Below are 20,299 nucleotides of genomic sequence, written 5' to 3'. Positions count from 1 at the left end.
TGTAGGCTGACACTCAAACCGGGGACACGTGCCCCGGTTTTTTCGTGCACAGTTGGACGAAGCGCTCGAAGATGCCACGTCCGTCCGGCGTCCCGATCGACTCGGGGTAGAACTGGACGCCGTACGTCGGATGGGTCGGGTGTTCGAGTGCCATGATAACGCCGTCTGTCGTCTCGGCTGTGACTGTCAGTTCGGTCTCTTGTACGACGAGCGAGTGATAGCGCATGACGTCCATCGACAATCCTTCGAAAAGGACGCCTGGCACCGTATTGATCCGTGAGACTTTCCCATGCATCACCTCGTTCGCCCGACCGACGACTCCACCGAACGCCTCAGCGATGACCTGGTGACCGAGACAGACCCCGAGAATCGGGATGTAACCGGACAGTTGTCGCACGACCGCGAGCGAGACACCGGCGTCTTGTGGACCGCCGGGACCGGGAGAAAGGATGATGCCACTCGGGTTCATGCGACGGATTTCTTCTATACTATGTTCATCATTCCGGATGACGCAGACGTCACTGAAGCGGGCGACGTCCTGATAGACGTTATACGTGAACAAATCGTAGTTATCGATGAGGAGAATCATGCGAACACCTCCAAAAGGGATTTGGCTTTATCAAAATTAGGCGAGAATACCCCCAATTCTAAACGTTAAGGACAAGGCTTGCATGAAAGTGGGAGATGAATCGCCAGCCGCTCTTTCGGGTAAACTATCTTCAAAGGGGGTGAACATCATGGTGAAGCACAAGGGGTATAGATTCCAGATCTACCCGACGAAGGAACAGGAGGTCCTGATCGCCAAGACGATCGGCTGTTCACGGTTCGTCTTCAACCATTTCCTGTCGAAATGGGACGCGGCCCATGAAACGACCGGCAAGGGACTGTCGTATGATGCCTGCTCGAAAGACCTTCCCATTCTCAAGCAGGAATTCAGTTGGTTGACGGAAGTGGACAGCACGGCCGTCCAGAACAGTGTCAAACACCTGGCCGACGCGTATAAGAAGTTCTTCAAGAAGGAGGGAAATCATCCCCGTTTCAAGTCGAAGCGTAACCCAGTCCAATCCTATACGGCGAACATCCAGGGGAGGTCCCAGCTCCCCGAGGTCTCGATCGTCGGGAACACACTCAAACTCCCCAAGCTGAAATGGGTGCGGTTCGCCAACTCGAGACAGGTCGAGGGACGCATCCTGAGCGCCACAATCCGACGCACGGCCTCGGGCAAATACTTCGTCTCCCTGCTTACAGAGCAGGAAATCGGTGAGCTGCCGAAGACCGGTTCATCGGTCGGTGTCGACGTCGGGCTGAAGAACTTCGCCATCCTATCAAACGGAACCGTATACCAAAACGACCGTTACTTTCGTACGCTCGAGAAGAAGCTGGCACGGGAGCAACGCAAGTTGTCCCGTCGTCAGCGCATCGCCCTGAACAAGAAGGTGACACTCTCCGAGGCGAAGAACTACCAGAAGCAGAAGCGGAAAGTCGCCCGCATCCATGAGAAGATTGCCAACAGACGCACCGACTTCCTGCACAAGGTATCGACCGAGATCGTCAAAAACCACGACGTCATCGGCATCGAGACCCTGCAGGTGAAGGACATGCAAAAGAACCGCAAGTTGAACAAGTCGATCTCCGAGGTCAGCTGGTCGGAATTCCATCGGATGCTCGAGTATAAGGCCGGCTGGTACGGGAAGACCGTCGTGAAGGTCGGGAAGACCTTCGCCTCGAGCCAGCTCTGTTCGGGTTGCGGCCATCAGCACAAGGACGTGAAGCATCTCGGCTTGCGTGAATGGACCTGCCCGAGTTGCGGGGTCCACCACGACCGTGATGTGAACGCAGGACTGAACCTCAAACAAGAAGCCGAGCGCCTGTTGGCTTCTTCAACCGTCGGGACGACGGGGCTAGCCTGATCAGGTTTCTCTCGATAGAGAGGATAACTCAGGAATCCTCCAACTCTAAGCGAAGCCTAGGTGGAGGTAGTTCAAGCAGCGTTTCTTCATATTCCGATACCGGGTCTGAGTCATAAAGGCATAGTCATCCGCATAAACCGTCCCTGTTGCATCCGTCACGTCGTTCCCATCGACCCGGATCGTCTCGACCGGGTTCGCCGCGATGATGGAGTAGCGGCCGTGTTTGCCTTCCGCGCGACTTTCGAGTAATACCTTTCGTTCACCTTGCAGACGGTGGAAGATTGCCACCGGTGTGAGTTCGTCACCATTGATCGTCCGTTGTTGCATTGAAAGAACCTCCTTATAATGGGTAATAGAAAGGGGATATGCCGATGTCAGTCTTACGACCCGACCAATTTTCAGGTGAAGCGTTGACCGAACACATCGAACTCGAGGACACGCTGTCACCTTACGTTGATATCAAATCCTATGAACTGAATCTTGAATATTTTGAGGCAGTCGTTCGACATGCCCAGCAATTGTTTGATGCGTTGTTCGAAGAGGGCGACCCCATCCGAATCGTTTGGCATGTATATGGACAGCCCGTCAAACCGACCCTCTTGTTCCGTTATATCCGGGATAAATCGGTGCGCTTCAAGACGACCGCCACATCATGCACATTCGATGACGAACCGTTATGGATGTTCACCGTGCCGGTAGCAGACAAGTCCGAAATCCGTGTACGACCACTCCTCGAGGCGATTTGTTATCAAGATTTTTATACAAAATCGAAACCGCGTTTGAACGGAAAATACACGACGCATCCGTTCGTTCAGTTCATCCACGAACGAGAGGGGCACGTCTTGTTCGTATACGATGACCGCGGTGCGTACATCCGTGGTACGTCACCAACCTACCTCCAATCGCTCAAACAAAAAATCTCCTCGTCCCGCATGCCCAATCGGACATGAAGGACGAGGAGATTCCCCGTGTTGCCACCTTCGTTGAAAGACGCTTTGTCTTCCCACTCATCGCGAACCATCATTCGCTGTCCCCGATAACGGGAGGACCCGTCAGAGCCTACATGTCGGTCTGAACGCTCAAAAGCCCATTCACGCAAGGCACGACACCGGTTCGCATCGACCACCGGCTTTCTGAAGACGTCCCTTCGCGCTACTCTTCTTTCTCATCGCGAGTTCGTATGAATGTTATCGTTACTTTAACGGGATGAAGATGCGTTGTCAAGGATCATTTGATCGAAGCATGTTCCACCTGACGTTTTCCGATGAACGTGAACGTGATCCCCAATGCCAGGAGGGGGAGGAGCCACCACTTCGTAAAGAAGAAGAGGGTGCCCCGATACATGAACCACTCCATGCCCAAGTAGGCAATCAGTGTGACCAAGGGAGCGATAGACAAGCGCTTCAAGTGCAATGCGATGGCGACCCCTAGTCCGATCGTAAACGTTGGAACGATCACGAGTTGCCAAAGATATGGGTCAATATAGTGAAACATGGAGTGTTCTCCTTTCAATGATTAGACACGACATATCAGACAGATTTCTTCTTTTTCAACAATCCGACGAAGATGAACGAGAACAAGAGCGAAATCAGCGGGAAGATGACATTCCACGAACTGAGATGGTTGATATCGAATGGACTGTGGTCATAATAGACGGCAAAGTACGTCAATTCGATGATGGCGTTCAACAAGAACGTCACCACAGGGCCGACCCAGATTCGTTTCATGATCATGGCGACCACGACACCGCCGCCGATGGTGAGGACCGGGACGATGACGAGCTGCCAAAGGAACGGGTCGATATAATCAAACATGGAGCATCCCCCTTATAACGATTTGTACCCTAGGAAGTATGGGCGCCACATCGGGTCATGGATCGAGTTGATTTGAAGCATCTCGCCCCCGGCATGGATGAAGAACTCGTCATCGAGCATGATGCCGATGTGGGACGGGCCCGATTTATACGTGCCGGCGAAGAAGATGATGTCCCCGCGACGACCACTTGTGATCCCTGTCCGTTTGTTCTTGAAGTGTCCGCTATACCAATAGCCCGACACGTTCGTACGACCGCCGATCTTCCCGGCCTGGTTGGTCGCATAATGGATGAGACCGGAACAGTCGAACCCACCGTTCAGCGGTGACTGCGAGCCCCACGTGTACGGTGTCCCGAGATGTTTCACGGCGGCGTTGATCAGACGCTCTTTTTGCGAGTTGTCCCGTTTCTTCAACAAGGCATCCTGCTTGATGCGGATGTCTTTCGTCTTGACGTAGACGGGACGCCAGTCGTACTGGATGAGATACGAGTCGCCACTCTTCCCACGTGGGTAGATGCGACGACCGGCATCGAGATACCCGATCGGACGGGTGTCGTTCGGGTTGGCGTAGAACGGCGTCTTCTTCGTCGTCCCGTAATGGGCGGCCGTATAGACGCTCGCCGGTTGGATCGCTTTCGGTTTCGTCTCGGCGATATATGGGTTCAACACGTACACGCGTTTCCCGGACGGAAGACGGACGTGCCAGAAGTCGGCATCAATCGAGCGGAGCCCGACAAGTTTCGTTCCACGTGGCAACGTGCCGGCCGGACGACCGTACGCGACGTCAGCCGAGAAGTAAGGTGTCCCGTTGAACTGCGTATAGAAGACCGTTCCTGCCTTCGGTTTTGCGGTCGGTTTCGAGACGGCGAGGTAGCCCGTCGCGACATAGCGATACGTCCCGTTCAGACGGATGCGCGTGTAGTACCCACTCGTCCCGAACGTTTCGACGACTTGCCCGCGTTTCAAGGAACCGACTTGTTTCGCGACAGACGTCGAAGCGTACACTTCGACCTCGTTATAACGAGAGTACCGCATGCCCGTCGATTCGAAGCGAGGCGGTTTTTTCGTACTCGTCACGCTCGTCGGGATGAAGTAGTAGTTCCCTTGCGTGAAGATGCGGGTATAGTTGCCCTTTGTCCCGTAAATGGTGACGAGTTGTCCGCGCTTCAGGCTGAGGGACGTCTTCGACGACAGGACCGTCCGTGCGTAGACCGGCGTGTCTTTCGTGATGTACCGTTGTCCCGTCTTGAGCGGTGCCGGTTTTGTCGTGCCGAGCGATTTCGTCTCGACGAATAGGAACTGGCCGCGCGTATAGATGCGTGTGAAGTCGCCGTCCGTCCCGTAAATGGTGACGAGCTGACTTCGTTTCAGCGACCCGACGACTTGTTTCTTGTCTGTGTCCTGATAGACGTTGATTGCGGCGAGCGCATAGCGGCTGCCTGTCTTCGTGTAGCGTGGCATCTTGTCGGCGAGCACGTCGCGTTTCATATAGACGTAGGCGCCGTCCTTGAAGAGGCGGGCAGTGTCTCCGATGGTGCCATAGACGCTCGTCTGTTCACCGCGGACGAGGGAGCCGATGATCTTGCCGGATGCATCGGTGTAAGGCGATGTCGTCAAGACGAACTGGGTGCCCGTCTTGATCGGACGAGTGCTCGTCGCATCTAAGGCGACATAGCCGAAGCCGTCCGCCGTCTCGATGCGAAGCATCGAACCGACGACAAAACCGTTGAGGGTCTGCCCGGCCTCGAGTTCGGTGATTGTTTCCCCGTCTGGAGCGGACAAGACGACCGCACCTGCTTTCGCGTAGCGGGTCACTGCTTCTGGCATCGTCTCTCCGAGGGCGTCACGGGCGACATACGTCCCATCCGTTGTGAGAAGACGGTCGCCCTCGAGGTCGAAGACGTCGACGGCTGTCCCGATTGGGAGGGTTGCGACGGGGTTACCGGAAGCGTCGAGCGCATCCGTTTCTGTCTGGGTGTAACGTGTGACGGCATATCGGACGTCGTCATTTCGAACGAATCCGTTCTGTGTATCGACCGTGACGGACGTATGGGTCTCGGTCACGTCCTGGATGTCGACACGCTTCGGCTCATCCGTGACGAGCAGGATGCTGGATTCCTCCGGGTCGGCATAGAGCGTCGTGCCGGCAGGGAGCATGGCGTCGGACCCGACCGCCTGTGCGGTGAGAGTCCAATAGAAAGTAAAGAGAACAAGCAAACTGAAGATTCGTTTCAAGCGTTCCACCTCGATTCATGAAATTTACATTTTTTAGTATATACATAGTGGAGATGAAAAAGGTTGCTTATTTCGATAAAAGGGAAATGATTGAAGGAATCTGTGATCAGCATTCCACTCGTTCGTTTTCGACCATCTGTGCTATGATAAACGGGGAAAGGAAGGGACAACGATGGAGACACTCAACATGAAACAACTTTCTGACGACCGGTCGGCCCATCAGGTGGCCGGCGATCTCGACGCGATGCGGGCGCTCATGCACGACTCGTTCCGATATGTCGATTCGAGCGGGCGTCAGTTCGATAAAGAGACGTTCTTAGACCAGTTCGTCGACCCGACAGCGATTCAATGGATCGCACAGGACACGGTCACGTTCGATGAGACGGTACGCGGCGACCTCGCCGTCGTCCAACTTTTGTTAGAAGAAAAATTTATCCTCGGCACGAACGCCTACGAAGGTCGGTTCTGGATGCTTCATCTTTATGTGAAAGAAGATGGCGTCTGGTTATGGCAAGGCGGACAGGCGACGATGATCAACGAAGGCTAAGCGTTCAGGCACTCCAAACAGTGGGGTGTCTTTTTTAATAAAAGAAGGAAATGTGAATTTGAAAAATATATGACTATTTTAGAAAATTTATGTACCCTTTTGAAAAAGGACAGATTATAATAAATTTGTAAACGATTGTCATTATTCTTGAGGGGGACCCCACTTATTATGAAGCAACCGAAATATGCAGCACTTTTCTTAGCGACCACACTCGCATTCGGAGGTATCGCGCCTTCGACAATCGTCAACGCAGAGACGTCGGAAGACGTGACTGCTCCTGATGCACCTGTATTATCGGCACCACTCCACACATCGACATCACTCACGATCACAGGTGAAGTGGCTGCGAAAGCGGAGATCTTGATCAACGGCAAGACGTACGTCCGTACGATCCTCGAAGGTGGTGAGGCCGTCTTCAAGATGTCACCACAGTCGGTCGGTAAAGTCATCGACGTCCGTCTCGTCGACGCGAGCGGCAACATCAGTGAGACGACACGCGCCATCGTCGCAGAAGACCCAGAAGCACGTCCGGACGCACCGGTCATCAAACCGTTGACGGAGACGTCACGTGAAGTGCGCGTCGTCGGGGAGCCGGGACAATATGTCGAGCTCTCGATCGGTAGCAGCACGTATAAAGGGAAGTTCGATGCGAACGGTCTCTACCGTCGTGGCATCGCGCCGCAACCGGCCTACTCATGGCTCTCAGCGAAGACGATCACGACGAAAGGCGCGACGAGCGACGTCTCGAAACGTAGCGTCTACAAAGACCGCATCGCACCAAAAACGGCGACATTGACTCAATCGGTGACGGCGGCATCCTATGGCGTCTTCGGAAAAGCCGAGCCATATGCGACGGCCATCGTCAAGATCGGCACGAAGTCATACACGGCACCGGTCATGTCGACTGGGAAGTTCATCGTGAAGATTCCACGTCAAGCGATGGGGCAGAAGATGTCACTCGTCATCCGTGATGGTGCAGGAAATGTCAGCCAACCAAAGGCGATCACGGTACAGCACGCGCTCTACAACAACTTCCACCGTGTCTACTTTGAAGGGATGAAGGTGACGGTTCATAAAGAAGTCTTCTACGCAGATGCGACGACAAAATATGCGGACACGTTCGTGCCACTCTTCTTCGGACATCCGTCGAAGTCAGGCCTCGGGTTCCTTCTCAGCAGCTACACAGAGGACGGGTCGGTCGCTGGATTTGAAAAGTTGACGCTCCGTGTCGGTCGCGCGACGTATTCGCAAAACATCGACGAGTACGATGTCTACTATGACGAGTTCGATGACGGCTCGGTCGAAGAGTCATACTTGTTCGAACCAGATGCGAAACTCATCAGCTTCGTCGACAAGTACGTCCGTCCGGAAAACCGGATCACGGTCATGGTCCAAGGAGTGGACTACGACCTCGAGTTCAACTTATCGGGTGCGGAGAAACGCGCATTCATCCAATCGCTTCAATACGCAGGATACTAATTTCTTAGGACCGGTGGAGACATCGGTCTTTTTGGTGAACGGAGTTGCAACATGAAAGATAAGCGAGATCTCATCTATTCGCTAAAAACCCTGCCGGTGACCCCGATCTCCTCAAGTCGATTCCTATGGTGGATGAAAGCATTTCTTCTATTATTACTCCTCGGTTGGTGCATGACGATGCTGAACGTCGTGAGTGAGAACTCGACGGAGCGTTATATGAAAAACGAGTACGGTGTCGAGGAAATCTATTTCATGGAGGAAGAGCGCTTCTATTATGTGATCGATCGCCAGTTCAAATTCGAGCGGTTCTCGAGCGCGACCGAAGACCACGGGTACTTCCGGATCGAGCAGATCGACTACACGGACCGATACGGCAATAAGGTCGACTTTCGCTTCATCAAAGTCGCCGGGATCTTCTTTGACCGGACCAATCATGAGGCCAATTACCGTGTGCTCGAGCGAAAGAAATCAAGTGAGCGACCATTCGACGAGTGAATCGACATCTTGTCGAAACATTTTTGTTACATTTTTGAAACATAAACCGATAAGTATCGTAGAACGATGTGGGGCGCATGCTCCAGAACAAACGAAAGAGGGGAAAACATGAAAGCACGATTCAAGCAGTTCGTGGCGATGGTGACGGTTCTCGTCCTCGTCCTTTCGTTCCTGCCGCCAGCACTCGCTGACAGCGGAAACGGGATGACCAATGCCACATTACTCACTCCGGGGGAAGCGGTCGAATTCACGACCGGCACGGACCCGGTCAACACGTATTGGTTCAAGATGGAACGAGAGACGTCCGCGATGACACATATGGAAGTCACGTTCGAATCTTCGAAGCTCGCGAACATCAGCGTCTACCCGAGCGCCGACATGGCGGCGAAGGATGAGACGTTCGACCGTTACCGCGCGAGCGCGACGAAGGAAGAGGAAGAACAGACGGCCAAGATCGACTTCCCGTTCGCATGGGAAGGTCCATATTACATCAAGGTCGAGTATATGCCGATGGATCTCGGAGAAGAAATTCCAGGCGAAGAGATTCCAGGGGATGTGCTCCCGGTCGACGGGGAAGAGCCGACAGACCCAGGCATGCCGGATCTCGCGTCAGACATCAAGCTCGTCGTCAACCCGGTCAAACTCCCGGTCAAATACGAGCAGGTCGGCGGCGACATGTGTGCCGTCGAATCAATCGTCCAACCGGCACCGGAACGTGACTCGATGCTCAAGCTCATCCGTCGCGTCCAAAGTGAAGTACTCGGCACGTCACAGGAAGGTCGCGACTTGTCGGCCCTTTACTACCGTGCCTCACCTTATATCGTCAAGGCGATCACGTTTGACGGCGAGAAGCGCAAAGCTGCCCTCACCGACTTGAAGACGCTCCGTCCGTTGTTGACGGCACTCGTCGACAAGAAGGCGTATACGCTCAAAACTCAGGACGCGGCGGCGATCAACCGTCTCCACGCCTTGGTCGACGCGAGCGTACCGACCGCGCTACAAGGCGAAATCGGCGAGATCGCGACAGCGCTCGAGATGGACTCGCTCGCCGGGACTCCGGTGACGGACCTCTTCGGCAAGATCGGAATGACGATCCAAACGGACGGCAGTGACGCACCGCGTTACATCGTCAAATACAAATCGTCACCAAGCACGTCGATCGGCAAGATGAACGCGATGAGCGACGTCTCGGCCGAGCGGATCGCCATCGGGAAACCGTCTGACTACTTCGCGCTCGTCGATGTGGAAGAAGCGTCGACGAAGATGCAGGCACAGGCGAAGTCGACGCTCGAGTCGGACCGTAACGTCGAGTATATCGAACCGGTCCAGACGTATCAGTCGTTCGCGACCGACGTCAGCCTCGACTACCAATGGGCGATCAACCAGAAGTCGGTCCTCGAGCCGTTCGCGAATGCAGGGATCGGCCTCGACAAGTATGAGGCGTTGAACTTGCCGAAACGGTCGATCAAAGTGGCCGTCCTCGACACTGGGGTCGACCATCGTCTCCTTGACCTAAAAGGTAAGGTCGATGTCGCAAACGCGAAGAACTTCGTCGACCCGAACGGGGAAGGCGACGCGATCGATGACCACGGTCACGGGACACACGTCGCCGGCGTCATCGGTGCGACACGTGACAACGGCGTTTCGATGCGCGGGATCGTCCCGAACGTCTCGATTCTGCCGGTGAAAGTGCTCGATGCGGGCGGTTCTGGGGACACGGACCAAATCGCACTCGGGATCAAGTATGCGGTCGACGCAGGGGCGAAAGTCATCAACATGAGCCTCGGCGGCAACGAGAGCCGTACGCTCGGATACATGTTGAAGTATGCGTATGACCGTGGCGTCGTCATCGTGGCGGCGACAGGGAACGATGCGCAGTCTCGCGTGTCGTATCCGGCATCATCGAAATATACGATCTCGGTCGGCGCGACGAACGCCTTCGGGATCGTCTCGGATTACTCGAACTACGGCATCGGGGTCGACGTCGTCGCACCTGGCTCGAAAGTGGCGAGTCTCGTACCAGACGGGAACGTCGTCTATATGGACGGGACGAGCATGGCGACGCCACACGTCGCTGCAGCCGTCGCGCTCCTCAAGTCGTATCACCCAGATCTTTCGGTCGAAGACGTACGGACGCTCTTGCAGCGGACGGCAGACCCGATCGCCTTCTCGGGTGGGGACGCACCGTACGACCCACGCATGAGTGACGGGTTCGAGTATGTGTTAGAAGAATTGGGCATGACGCTCCCGGCGTATTACAACCCGGTGAGCGGATTCGGGAAGGCGAACGTCTACCGCGCCGAGTCGATGCTCAAATTGAACGCCTCTGGCGCGAAAGCACAGGACAACTCATCGACGTTCAAGACGAAAGTCACGTCGGGGACGACGGTCCGCGTGTATAAAGGAGAGAAGTTGATCGGACGGGGCACGTCGAAACAGACCGTTGCCGCCTTCTCGATTCAACCGCAAAAAGCAGGGGCGGTCCTTCGCGTCGTCTATACGAACGGGAAGTATGAGACGAGCGAACGTGTCGTCGTAAAATCCGGCACACGTCCAGGGCAACCGATGGTGAACACACTCCGTTCTGGCGCGAAGTCGGTCACGGGTCGCGGTGACGCCGGGATGCGTGTCGTCGTCCGCAACAGCAACTATCAAGTGTTGGGACGCGGAACGGTCCTCCCGAACGGTACGTTCTCTGTGAAGACACGTGCGCTCAAGAAAGGCGAGACGATCAACGTCCACATCGAGGACTTGAAAGGTCGCGCAGGCAAGATGAGCAAGACGACTGTACGATAAGAGAATTCGATAGAAGAGACGGGTATGCCGAGCGATCGGGATACCCGTTTTTTGATGGGTCGGGGAGGAGGGCGAAACAAAAAGGGGTCGAAACCCCCTCTCAGCGAGATTATTATGAAATCTTAGCACCTTTTTGCGTGTAAGAAATGTAGATGTTTAAAGCGTTTGTAGAGTCGATATCTTTCTTAGTAAACGCCTTATAGTTTGACCCCATCCACCCCTCATCTACTTTGAACAAGAGTAAAGCGTGTGTTACTCCATCACCAATGATAACATTATCAATCCCTGCCAAATCGTAAACAAGTGACTTCAATTGTTCACTTGAATCGCAGTCCGCTTTTCCTCTAAATAATACATCATATGCGGATTTTAAGTTTTTATCACCCTCAACTGATTTTGCATTGTACTTGTTATAGAGATACGTGTACATATTGTTTGTACGGTACATCTTCTCATACGTTTTTAGTGACATACTACCGTCGAAATAAGGCTCTAACGCTTTCTCTGCCATCAATAAATCAACATTATCCGGTCTACGGAAGTTAGGGTCATTCCTATCATCAGTACCCCTCTCCCCATTCAATACACGTTGGATATGGGCGCTAAACCCAAACTCAGCCGAATCATACTTCGCATCAAACTCCGCCTTCACCCGTTTATATACCGCATCATACTCCGCCTGCGTATCGACCCCATATGTGTGACTTCCGTAAACCGTCCGAGTGATTCGATCGTTTGAATACGGCGCACGGAGATAAGAAGTAGGCAACCATCCCGTCTTCCCACCGACTCGGACACGGGACCACTTGCCGTACTCCCCAGTCTTGACGACGCGACTCCAAGATCGGACCGTCGTGATCTGTCTCCCTTTCGTCGACCACGTCGCGTACAAGTCCGTCGTTCGGTTCACGAGATACTCCGTCGAAATCAATGACGGCATGAGCATGTCTGACGGCACCCATCCCGTTTTTCCTTTATACGTGATCTTCGTCCAACTTCCAGACGTCGCATTTTGATAGACGGTCGTACCGAACGTGAGCGGGAGAATGACCTTCGCTTTCTTCGACCGTGAGGCGTACACTTTCGTATACTCCGTTGTCACCCGTTCAGCCGTCACGGTCGTCGATGCTGATTTGGCTTGAACAGTTAGGTCGGTTACGGGAACAAACTCGATCGGTGAGAGGATGAAGCATCCAATCAGTCCGAACGAGATGGATGCTTTCAATAGTTGTCGCATAGTGGAATCTCCTTTAAGTCTTCATTGATTTCAGTATAGGACAATCCCTTACCAGACATCCGTCACGTTTCAGACGAAAAGGGAATCGATTTTTCAGTTTCTCAAGACAGAATCGGTGAGTAAAGAATCGTGCCAAATCGTAAATCCAGGCTAGGCAAATAGTCCTCACGAGTATGAATCATCCGGACCAGTCACCGATTCGTGTGTAGTTGGAATAAGGGATGCTATTTTGGATATGTTTGGTTTTGTGAAAGAGGTCAATGATTTTATGAGTTGGAAATATCATTGGTGAAGATTGGTCTTGTAAATTTGATGATGTAAAATAAATTTTATAGGTAATTAATGGTATAAAAATGGTTTTCAACGAGTATTTCGGCTTAAATCGCATGAAATCAACAAAAATCGACTTGTTTCGACATTTCCAAAATAGGTAAATCTAAAAATGAATTAAACTAAAATCTCCAAAATTCAAAAACGTTACCATTTTTGCGAAAAAAAACGCTTGTGTCGCTTGGAAGGGTTATGTATATTATGGATGTAAGGTTTTCCAAGAACAGTCTTGGTAAATTGTTCAAGATGATTCTTGCAAAGACTTCTACCGGGGGAGAACGCCTGGTCTATTGAAGAGTCGGTTACATAATCATTAGTACTTTATTCATTGTTATGGATACATGACTCCGAACGAGATCGGTTGGGCAAGGACGGTAGAAAAACCTATCTACCTAAGGGAGGATTTACATCAGATGGCTAAGAAGAAACAATTCGTTACTGCAGCGGCAGCGTTCGCAGTAGCAGCATCAGCAGTAGCGCCTGCAATCACGGCAGACGCAGCATCAACAACGGTCCGTCTTTCATCGGACTACGTACGTGGGGGAGACCTCAACGCAGCGCTTGACAAAGAATACAAGGGCAGCGAGATCCACTGGTACAAATCTTCAGTAGACATGAACAAACTTGGTGTCTTCCAAACTGCTAAAGGTTTTGTAAAAGGCCAAGGCATCCGTGTTGAGAAACGCGTTCGCGTATTGAACTACGCACAAGAAATCAAACCTGAATCTGAATTCGTATTCGAGCAAGGCGTTCCTGTTTCAGGAATCCGCATTCAACCAGTTCTCTTCGCAGACGGTGTTGTATACAACAAGCCACTCTCAGTAGCTGGATTCAGCACTGAGAAAGTTGGAGAGTTCGAAGGAACACTCACTTACGCTAACAAAGCTTACGGTACTGTAACAAAAACTGTTAAGTACAAAGTAGTTAACTCTGCACCAGAAATCGAAGAGTTCAAAGCGACTTCTGCTGATGCACTTACAGTTAACTTCAACAAAGAAATCGACTTCTCGAAAGCGAAGTTTGAAATCAAACGTGGATCAGTTGTTGTTAACGCAACAGTTGTCCCATCTGAAGATAAGAAGTCTGCGAAGCTTGAGTTGGCTAGCAAACTTTTCGAAGGTGACTACACAGTAACTGTTTCTGGTCTTACTGAAGATGCACTTTCTAAGACATCAGCAGTAATGAACGAAAAAGTTAACTCTATCGAGCTTTCTTCTACAACTGCTCCTACAAATGCAGGTAAAACAGAAGCTAAAGTTGGTTACAAAGTCATGAACCAATATGGTGAAGACATCACTTCATCTCCACTTGCATCTGGAATTGAGTGGACTGCTTCAAATGGTGTCACTGCTAAAGATGACAACAAAGGTGTTCTCTCTTTGACTGCCGATGAAATTAAAAAAGGTGACATGATTGCGGTAACAGGTATTAATGCTTCGACTAACACAGTCATTTCAAAAGTAATCACAATTGCTGATGTGGCAGTTTCTGATTCACTTTCATTCGGATCTGTTTACCACAAAGACGGAAAGCCATTCTCAGGTGTAACACCGGTTGGTGAATTCGCTCTTCTCGTAAACGGAATGGATCAGTATGGAAAAGCATTGACAGCCGAAGAAATTAACGCAGGTTTCATCTTTACATCATCTAACCCAGCTGTGCTTACTATCGATGAAGTAGTTGCTGGACTTGGCGCGGACAAGGATAAACTTGGTCTTAAGTTCACGGATGGTGGTAGCTATTCTAAAGGTGGCACTGTAATCATCACTGCTATCTCTAAAGCGACTGGTAAAGTGGCTCAATATGAAGTGAAGGTTGCTGCGGCGCCAGCACTTGCTGCATTCAACATTGCTGCTCCAGCTGAAATGATTGCTGCAAACGAAACGGTTGAAATTCCATTCACTGCAGTCGATCAGTTTGGTAACGCTTTGACTAAGTTTGATGAACTTAATAACAAAGTCACATTCTCATCAAACAAACTTAAACTTGTTAAAGGTAAAGAGGGTGTAGCTATTCTTGAGTACACTGCTGGTGCTAAAGGCTTCGATGTACAAGTTGCTACAGTTCCTGCAACTGGTAAAGTGTCACAACTTAACATCGACGTGAAAGAAGCTGCTTACGCTGCAACAATCGAGTCATTGAAAGATGTTAACACAACTGTTGCGGTTGGTGGTCAGACAACTCTTGACTACTCAAACTTCGTTGTTAAAGACCAGTATGGTCGTGCGTTCGACTTGAAGGGTAAACTTGGTTCAGGTCAAGATGACTTAAAAGTTGTTGTGACTGAAACTGAAGGTGAAGGTGCTGTCGCTGTAACGGATGCTAACTTAACTGAAGATGCGTCTAAGTTTGTTGTTTCAGGTTCAGAAAAAGGAACTGAAATTCTTACTTTCAGCTTGATGAAGGATAACAAATCAGTATCTACAAGCCCGCTCAAAGTAACTTTCACGGCTGTTGATAAGTCTGCATACGCTTCATTCGAAATCGCTGAAATTGGAACACTTTATGCTGATGGATCGACTGCCGAAACTCATACACAAGACTTCAAAGTATACGGTGTGAAAGCTGACGGTTCTAAAGTTCTTCTTCCGGCTTCTTACTATACTGTAATTAAAGATGATTCGGTTCTTGATTTTACAACTGATGGTAAGTTGAACTCAGTTCTTGATGCAGAAACATCTACTGAATTCGGCGATAAGAACGAAATCACTTCAAAAATCACTGTAGTTGTAGATGGTGAAAAATCACCAGTTACACTCATGAAAGAAGTAACGATTTCAAAAGTTGCTCCTAAAGCTGAAAAGATTGAATTCAAAAAAGACACTGTAGTTGATGGTGTTGCTAAGTTCAAAGCATCTGATCTTGCTGATACAGATGATGCAACTGCATTGAAAGATATTCTTAAAGTTACTGACCAGTACGGAGTAGGAATCTCTGCTATCACACCAGTAATTACAGTCACAAACTTAGATGATAACACTGCAGAAAATGGTGCGCTTGCAGTTGATAAAAATGGTACTGCAACTGTAGATATCCAAAATGCTCTTGCATCAGACATGTTCATCGTAACTTACCTCCTTAATGGTAAGACTGTAACTGTCAAAGGTCTTGTTGAAGGTACTCTTTAATAAAATTAAACGAAACGTTGTCCGCTAACTCGAGGTCTAATTGACCTCGAGGATCCGGACCGGATAATTCCGAACTATCATGTTGAATTGAATGGTGTGACTCCATTCCTCATCAAACAGTCAACGATGAGTGTCTAATCCTCCTGGGTCCAATCATGCACTGATATGTGTGAGGGGCTAAGTCAGGTGAAGTCGTACTCGAAGCAGTCGAGGCGGGACTCTTTAAAAAGTAACTATGATCAGGTCAACGAATCCATGTAGGCAGAATGAATCGATCGTCTTCGCGAATCGCTAGGAGTTCGAAGATGATTCTCCCGAATGCAATGTCGGGTTGAGGAAAGTGTGAATTGACTGTTAATCGCTTTCTTGCTCATATCTGAATAGTGGAGGTCTACGGTTACTAAAAATAGGGATAAACATGATGGAACGTTTGAAGTCTTTATGGAAGAGGTGGATCAGCACCCGTGAAGCCATAAAGATGGCAGCAGGTTCATAGTAGTGTCGATCACTAGCCGGTTGTACTTATGTGGTAACACATGGGGAGGATAAAACTAGTGGGAGCGAAGGAACCTAGTCAGTCAGAAACAGTTGCTTATTTCCCCAAAAATGAGAAAACTGATTGATGACGACACGAATTAGTAGTCACTCTGATGATCTCTTAGACCACCTCTTTCCAAATTGGAGAGAGGTGGTTTTGTTGTTTCGTTTCTTTTTGAATTAAAGGGGAAACAAAATACCAATAAAATACATAAATTAGGACTTGTATCTAAAAGAAAATATTGGTAGATTTGATATAGGGGAAATGAGCAATTTGAACTATGATTGACGGCACGCCGTATGCGCTGAAAGGCGCACGTATGGTGTAGGCCCGAACCGAAATCTGAGTCTATTGGCTCAGTATAAGACGGGAATAGCGCAGAACAACTCATCAATGCGGTGGGAGGGACGTACAAAGGAAACTTGTCATTAACTGCAAATGGATTAAACGATATTGTTTATGGTCCAACTTCAGGGATGCGTACGATCGATGGTAACGTAACCATCACAGGTGATACTTCAGGTGATATTGATCTTCGCAACCTTACAATCACAGGTAATTTGACTGTCAACACACCAAATGCAACAGTCAATAACTCAGCGACGGTTAATGGGACGATTGACATTCAAGATGTTAAAGATGGCACTTGGAATGAACGTACGAACGGCAATACGATTGTAGTCAATGATACTACAGGTATTCGTGTAGTCATTTCTGAAAATATTAAAGTCAATTCTTTGACTTTGAATCAGCCAACTACATTAGAAGTAAGCAGCGGTGCTACATTTGAAAAACCAGTAGTTGTAGTAAAACCGTCGACAATCGTTTCTTCTCAGTCTATTCAAGTACAACCTGGACAGGATGTAGAAGTTACATTGAAATCTTCGAAAGAAGATGAGGGCGTCGTAGTTTCTGGCTCTGGAGATGCAATCGATTCTTCTGAAGCTATTGCTAAACTAAAAGAATTGACAGACCTTCTAACTGAAGCGAAGAAATTCAACTATGATCCAACATTAGACTTTAAGTCAATTTCGACTTTAAGCGTTAGCGAGAAAGCGATTACTCTTGATTTAACTGAAGATGTTGTGGCTATCTCGAACTATTGGGAAGCATTGAAGAAGAATGAAGCTACGAAGGATGAACCAGTAGAGTATGCCGCGGGACGTTATGCATTGAATACTCTTGCGCGTTACATGGGCGCCCTTAAGAGTACAAAAGATTCTTCTATCGAAGAAATTGTTTACAGTGGCGTTTCATACACGTGGGATGTGGATGGAACCTTGAAAGGAAGCAACTGGAAAGATGAAGAAGGAACAACTTTAATGTCTGTTGTCTTCCCTAAGATTGAACAGCCGCTCGAGTTCAAACTTGTAGATGATCAAGGGTTTGAAATCGATATTACTTTCAATGTTGAATGGCCAGAATTGACTTCGAACACAGAAAATCCAACAAACTAATTGAATTGAAAGTGTCAATCTGTAAATTTAAACTGATCCTTGTTTTACGGATAGTTTAATTAAAATTGTTTCGAATTCTATGCGAAGATTAGATGACCTCGATATTGCTCCGGGGTCATCTTTTTTTGGTTCCATTGCTTACGTTCGCTGCTGTAATAGTTGAGAATGAGCAAATGGCCGAATGTCTCCTGTAGATAATACTTACACGATCAACGTGGATAGCTTGAAAAAATTCTTAGAAGAGTTCGATGAGTATCTCACTACATCGCAAATTTAATTTTTTGTACGGATCTAGCTCATGCTAAGGTCGTTTTTGCGTATTGAGGAACAGACAAGTGATAACGGATTTGAAAATCTACAATCAAGATAAGTCCTAGAATTTGAGAAAACCATTCTCTCCTTTTCTATAAAATGTAAAATAAGTACTGCTCATTTATGTATACTAATATAGGGGAAATAAGCAAGGATTGACGGCACGCCGTATGCGCTGAAAGGCGCACGTGCGGTGTAGGCCTGACTCGAAAGCCGTTATACGGTATAAGGCAGGAATAGCGTAGTGAAAACGACTTCGGTCACAACACTCACTCAATTAAACGAAGCTCTCCAAGATGCTACTGTACAGCGAATTCGTTTATTGAACGATATCACAGGTGATCTTACACTCACACGTAAGGTCGATTTAGCATTAAACGGATTCAAGGTGACTGGAAATGTCGGGATCAACCATAATGAAGCCGGTACGGTCACGATTGAAGCTGGGACGATTGAAGGTGGTTTGACCGTCAACACTCCAAATGCGACAGTGATTAACAAAGCGAACGTGACAGGTACAGTTTTGATTAAAGATGTAGCAGAAAGTACGTTTGACAACAGTGGATATTTAGCTGAGCTTCGGTTAGAAGATACGAATGGAGCACGGATTATTAACCGTCAGGCTGAATTGGTAAAAGTAATAACAATTGATACATCGGCTTCCGTAAATTTTGAAGGAGAGTTTGACGAGGTGAATGTATTGAAACAAGCATTTCTCACGTTCAGTCCGCAATCAAAAATCGAGACCATTTCAGCGGCTGACGATGTGATGGTTCAAGTCGTCAAACCAGAAGATGTAGTCATTAACCATGTGCCTGTGAAATTCAATCCTATCGTTCTATCGCAAAATGAACTTGCGATTCAAAAAGATATTCGACAATTGTTAAGAGAAATTGAAATTTTATTAAATGATGATTTATCGAAAGATGATGTTGTGGAGAATATTTTCGAAAAGTTTCAGAGTGTGAACACGCTATTAATGTCACTAAATAGTGACGAGGTAGGAGAAAAAGACGATTCGTTTGAGTATCAACGTTTAGCACTGGCCTACTGGAATATGAATAATGAGTTTCAGAAACAATTACCTATTCCACAACCTTTAGAAGACGCGATGAAGACATTCGTTCCGACAATCCAAAACGCTGAGAATGAGACTGGTGCATATATTGCCCTACCTACCGCTTCTGAAGGGATTTACTTCTATATTTCGTCAGACGATATTCAAGATAGCAAGTATATGATTCCTGCCCGTCCCGACAAAAACGGCGAGGTTCGACATGTCGTGATAACATACACGTTCCAAACAAATTATAAACATCTGTCCAAGACGATTATTTTGCATATTCCACATGGAGATGAAGCAATCACATACGAGTATGCAAAGGAAGGTCAACATTTTCCACAATATGATTACATCACAAGTTCGAAATTTGAGTTTGGTATGCTAAACTCGTATCACATTATGTTTGAAGAAGGTTCTACTGTTCAAGAATTACTCGATTCACCACTCTTCAATTCTTCTGAACCTAAAATAAAACTGACTCCATTCCAATATGTGCGCGAGGATGTGTTGATTACCGAAGCATATCAGGCAGTCTTTAACTCTAAATTCAACAGTCGTATGTTGATTGTTGAGAAAACAGACGCTATTTCAGAAGAAACCGTAGGATATATCCCGGTTGAGGATGGCGGGGTCATGATAGACTTAAAGAATAATAGATTATTTGTAAAAGGTGATCTACTTACATCGGAAGTCTCAAAAGCTATCGAAGAAGCATATCCTACTATGTATCCGAATGAAGTATACGGGAATTTAAATTTTGCGAACCTGCTTGCTGCAGATGAGATACTGAAAACAGATATGCAACTCGCAGTCATAGGTGATGACAATTCACTTGGCATGTATCTCCTACGCTTAAAACAGGACGGAGAGAGATGAATTATAAAACTCGCTACTCTGATTCGATTAGAACTCTTTAAATAATTACACTATTAAAGATTGATAGAACATTAGGAAACTG

Annotated in this window: 15 protein-coding genes and 1 other annotated feature; of the genes, 9 read left to right on the top strand and 6 right to left on the bottom strand. The window is 48.6% G+C overall.

The window, feature by feature from the left end; translation table 11 throughout:
• Positions 1 to 13: 13 nt before the first annotated feature.
• The gene (locus KNO73_RS08375) at positions 14 to 589 is read right to left on the bottom strand and encodes an anthranilate synthase component II (protein ID WP_215112337.1); all 576 of its coding nucleotides are present in this window, start codon (positions 587 to 589) and stop codon (positions 14 to 16) included.
• 148 nt (positions 590 to 737) lie between these two features.
• On the opposite strand from KNO73_RS08375, the gene tnpB reads away from it, so the two are divergent.
• Positions 738 to 1,910 (top strand): IS200/IS605 family element RNA-guided endonuclease TnpB, encoded by a 1,173-nt coding sequence (gene tnpB / locus KNO73_RS08370; RefSeq protein WP_215112336.1) that lies wholly within the window; start codon positions 738 to 740, stop codon positions 1,908 to 1,910.
• A gap of 45 nt (positions 1,911 to 1,955) precedes the next feature.
• Here the strand turns inward: tnpB and KNO73_RS08365 are convergent, their stop codons facing one another.
• Positions 1,956 to 2,237, bottom strand: a complete 282-nt coding sequence (locus tag KNO73_RS08365; RefSeq protein WP_251024875.1) for a hypothetical protein — start codon at positions 2,235 to 2,237, stop codon at positions 1,956 to 1,958.
• Between the two features lie 44 nt (positions 2,238 to 2,281).
• On the opposite strand from KNO73_RS08365, the gene KNO73_RS08360 reads away from it, so the two are divergent.
• The gene (locus tag KNO73_RS08360) at positions 2,282 to 2,860 is read left to right on the top strand and encodes a DUF3885 domain-containing protein (RefSeq protein ID WP_215112335.1); all 579 of its coding nucleotides are present in this window, start codon (positions 2,282 to 2,284) and stop codon (positions 2,858 to 2,860) included.
• Positions 2,857 to 3,088 (bottom strand) — a binding site (T-box leader). It overlaps the preceding gene by 4 nt.
• Positions 3,089 to 3,137: 49 nt before the next feature.
• Here KNO73_RS08360 and KNO73_RS08355 read toward each other — a convergent pair.
• From KNO73_RS08355 to KNO73_RS08345, 3 genes are read right to left on the bottom strand one after another with little or no spacing between them, the layout of a single operon-like run.
• The gene (locus tag KNO73_RS08355) at positions 3,138 to 3,404 is read right to left on the bottom strand and encodes a hypothetical protein (protein WP_214687390.1); all 267 of its coding nucleotides are present in this window, start codon (positions 3,402 to 3,404) and stop codon (positions 3,138 to 3,140) included.
• A 35-nt stretch (positions 3,405 to 3,439) separates the two neighbouring features.
• Positions 3,440 to 3,724 (bottom strand): hypothetical protein, encoded by a 285-nt coding sequence (locus KNO73_RS08350; protein ID WP_215112334.1) that lies wholly within the window; start codon positions 3,722 to 3,724, stop codon positions 3,440 to 3,442.
• Between the two features lie 12 nt (positions 3,725 to 3,736).
• The gene (locus KNO73_RS08345; RefSeq protein WP_353047958.1) at positions 3,737 to 5,968 is read right to left on the bottom strand and encodes a C40 family peptidase; all 2,232 of its coding nucleotides are present in this window, start codon (positions 5,966 to 5,968) and stop codon (positions 3,737 to 3,739) included.
• Between the two features lie 163 nt (positions 5,969 to 6,131).
• On the opposite strand from KNO73_RS08345, the gene KNO73_RS08340 reads away from it, so the two are divergent.
• The 4 genes from KNO73_RS08340 to KNO73_RS08325 all read left to right on the top strand — a co-directional run bounded on the left by KNO73_RS08340 (position 6,132) and on the right by KNO73_RS08325 (position 11,276).
• Positions 6,132 to 6,506, top strand: a complete 375-nt coding sequence (locus KNO73_RS08340; RefSeq protein WP_143180225.1) for a nuclear transport factor 2 family protein — start codon at positions 6,132 to 6,134, stop codon at positions 6,504 to 6,506.
• A gap of 168 nt (positions 6,507 to 6,674) precedes the next feature.
• Positions 6,675 to 7,985, top strand: coding sequence for an Ig-like domain-containing protein (locus KNO73_RS08335; protein ID WP_214687387.1), 1,311 nt, complete (start codon positions 6,675 to 6,677; stop codon positions 7,983 to 7,985).
• Between the two features lie 132 nt (positions 7,986 to 8,117).
• Positions 8,118 to 8,480 (top strand): hypothetical protein, encoded by a 363-nt coding sequence (locus tag KNO73_RS08330; RefSeq protein WP_215112333.1) that lies wholly within the window; start codon positions 8,118 to 8,120, stop codon positions 8,478 to 8,480.
• Positions 8,481 to 8,588: 108 nt separating this feature from the next.
• The gene (locus KNO73_RS08325) at positions 8,589 to 11,276 is read left to right on the top strand and encodes a S8 family peptidase (protein WP_215112332.1); all 2,688 of its coding nucleotides are present in this window, start codon (positions 8,589 to 8,591) and stop codon (positions 11,274 to 11,276) included.
• 112 nt (positions 11,277 to 11,388) lie between these two features.
• Here KNO73_RS08325 and KNO73_RS08320 read toward each other — a convergent pair whose 3' ends face one another.
• Positions 11,389 to 12,513: an SH3 domain-containing protein gene (locus KNO73_RS08320; protein WP_215112331.1), complete on the bottom strand. Its 1,125-nt coding sequence runs from the start codon at positions 12,511 to 12,513 to the stop codon at positions 11,389 to 11,391.
• Between the two features lie 743 nt (positions 12,514 to 13,256).
• Between KNO73_RS08320 and KNO73_RS08315 the strand changes: the two genes are divergently transcribed.
• The 3 genes from KNO73_RS08315 to KNO73_RS08305 all read left to right on the top strand — a co-directional run bounded on the left by KNO73_RS08315 (position 13,257) and on the right by KNO73_RS08305 (position 20,217).
• Complete coding sequence (locus tag KNO73_RS08315; protein ID WP_215112330.1) at positions 13,257 to 15,971, top strand: hypothetical protein; 2,715 nt, start codon at positions 13,257 to 13,259, stop codon at positions 15,969 to 15,971.
• Between the two features lie 1,014 nt (positions 15,972 to 16,985).
• The gene (locus tag KNO73_RS08310) at positions 16,986 to 17,966 is read left to right on the top strand and encodes a hypothetical protein (protein WP_215112329.1); all 981 of its coding nucleotides are present in this window, start codon (positions 16,986 to 16,988) and stop codon (positions 17,964 to 17,966) included.
• 556 nt (positions 17,967 to 18,522) lie between these two features.
• Positions 18,523 to 20,217 (top strand): hypothetical protein, encoded by a 1,695-nt coding sequence (locus KNO73_RS08305; RefSeq protein ID WP_215112328.1) that lies wholly within the window; start codon positions 18,523 to 18,525, stop codon positions 20,215 to 20,217.
• Positions 20,218 to 20,299 lie beyond the last annotated feature (82 nt).

It is taken from the genome of Exiguobacterium sp. s83 (assembly GCF_018617095.1).
Classification (GTDB): domain Bacteria; phylum Bacillota; class Bacilli; order Exiguobacteriales; family Exiguobacteriaceae; genus Exiguobacterium; species Exiguobacterium profundum.
Note: the sequence above shows the minus strand (reverse complement) of the source record. Positions and strands in the feature narration are given on the sequence as shown.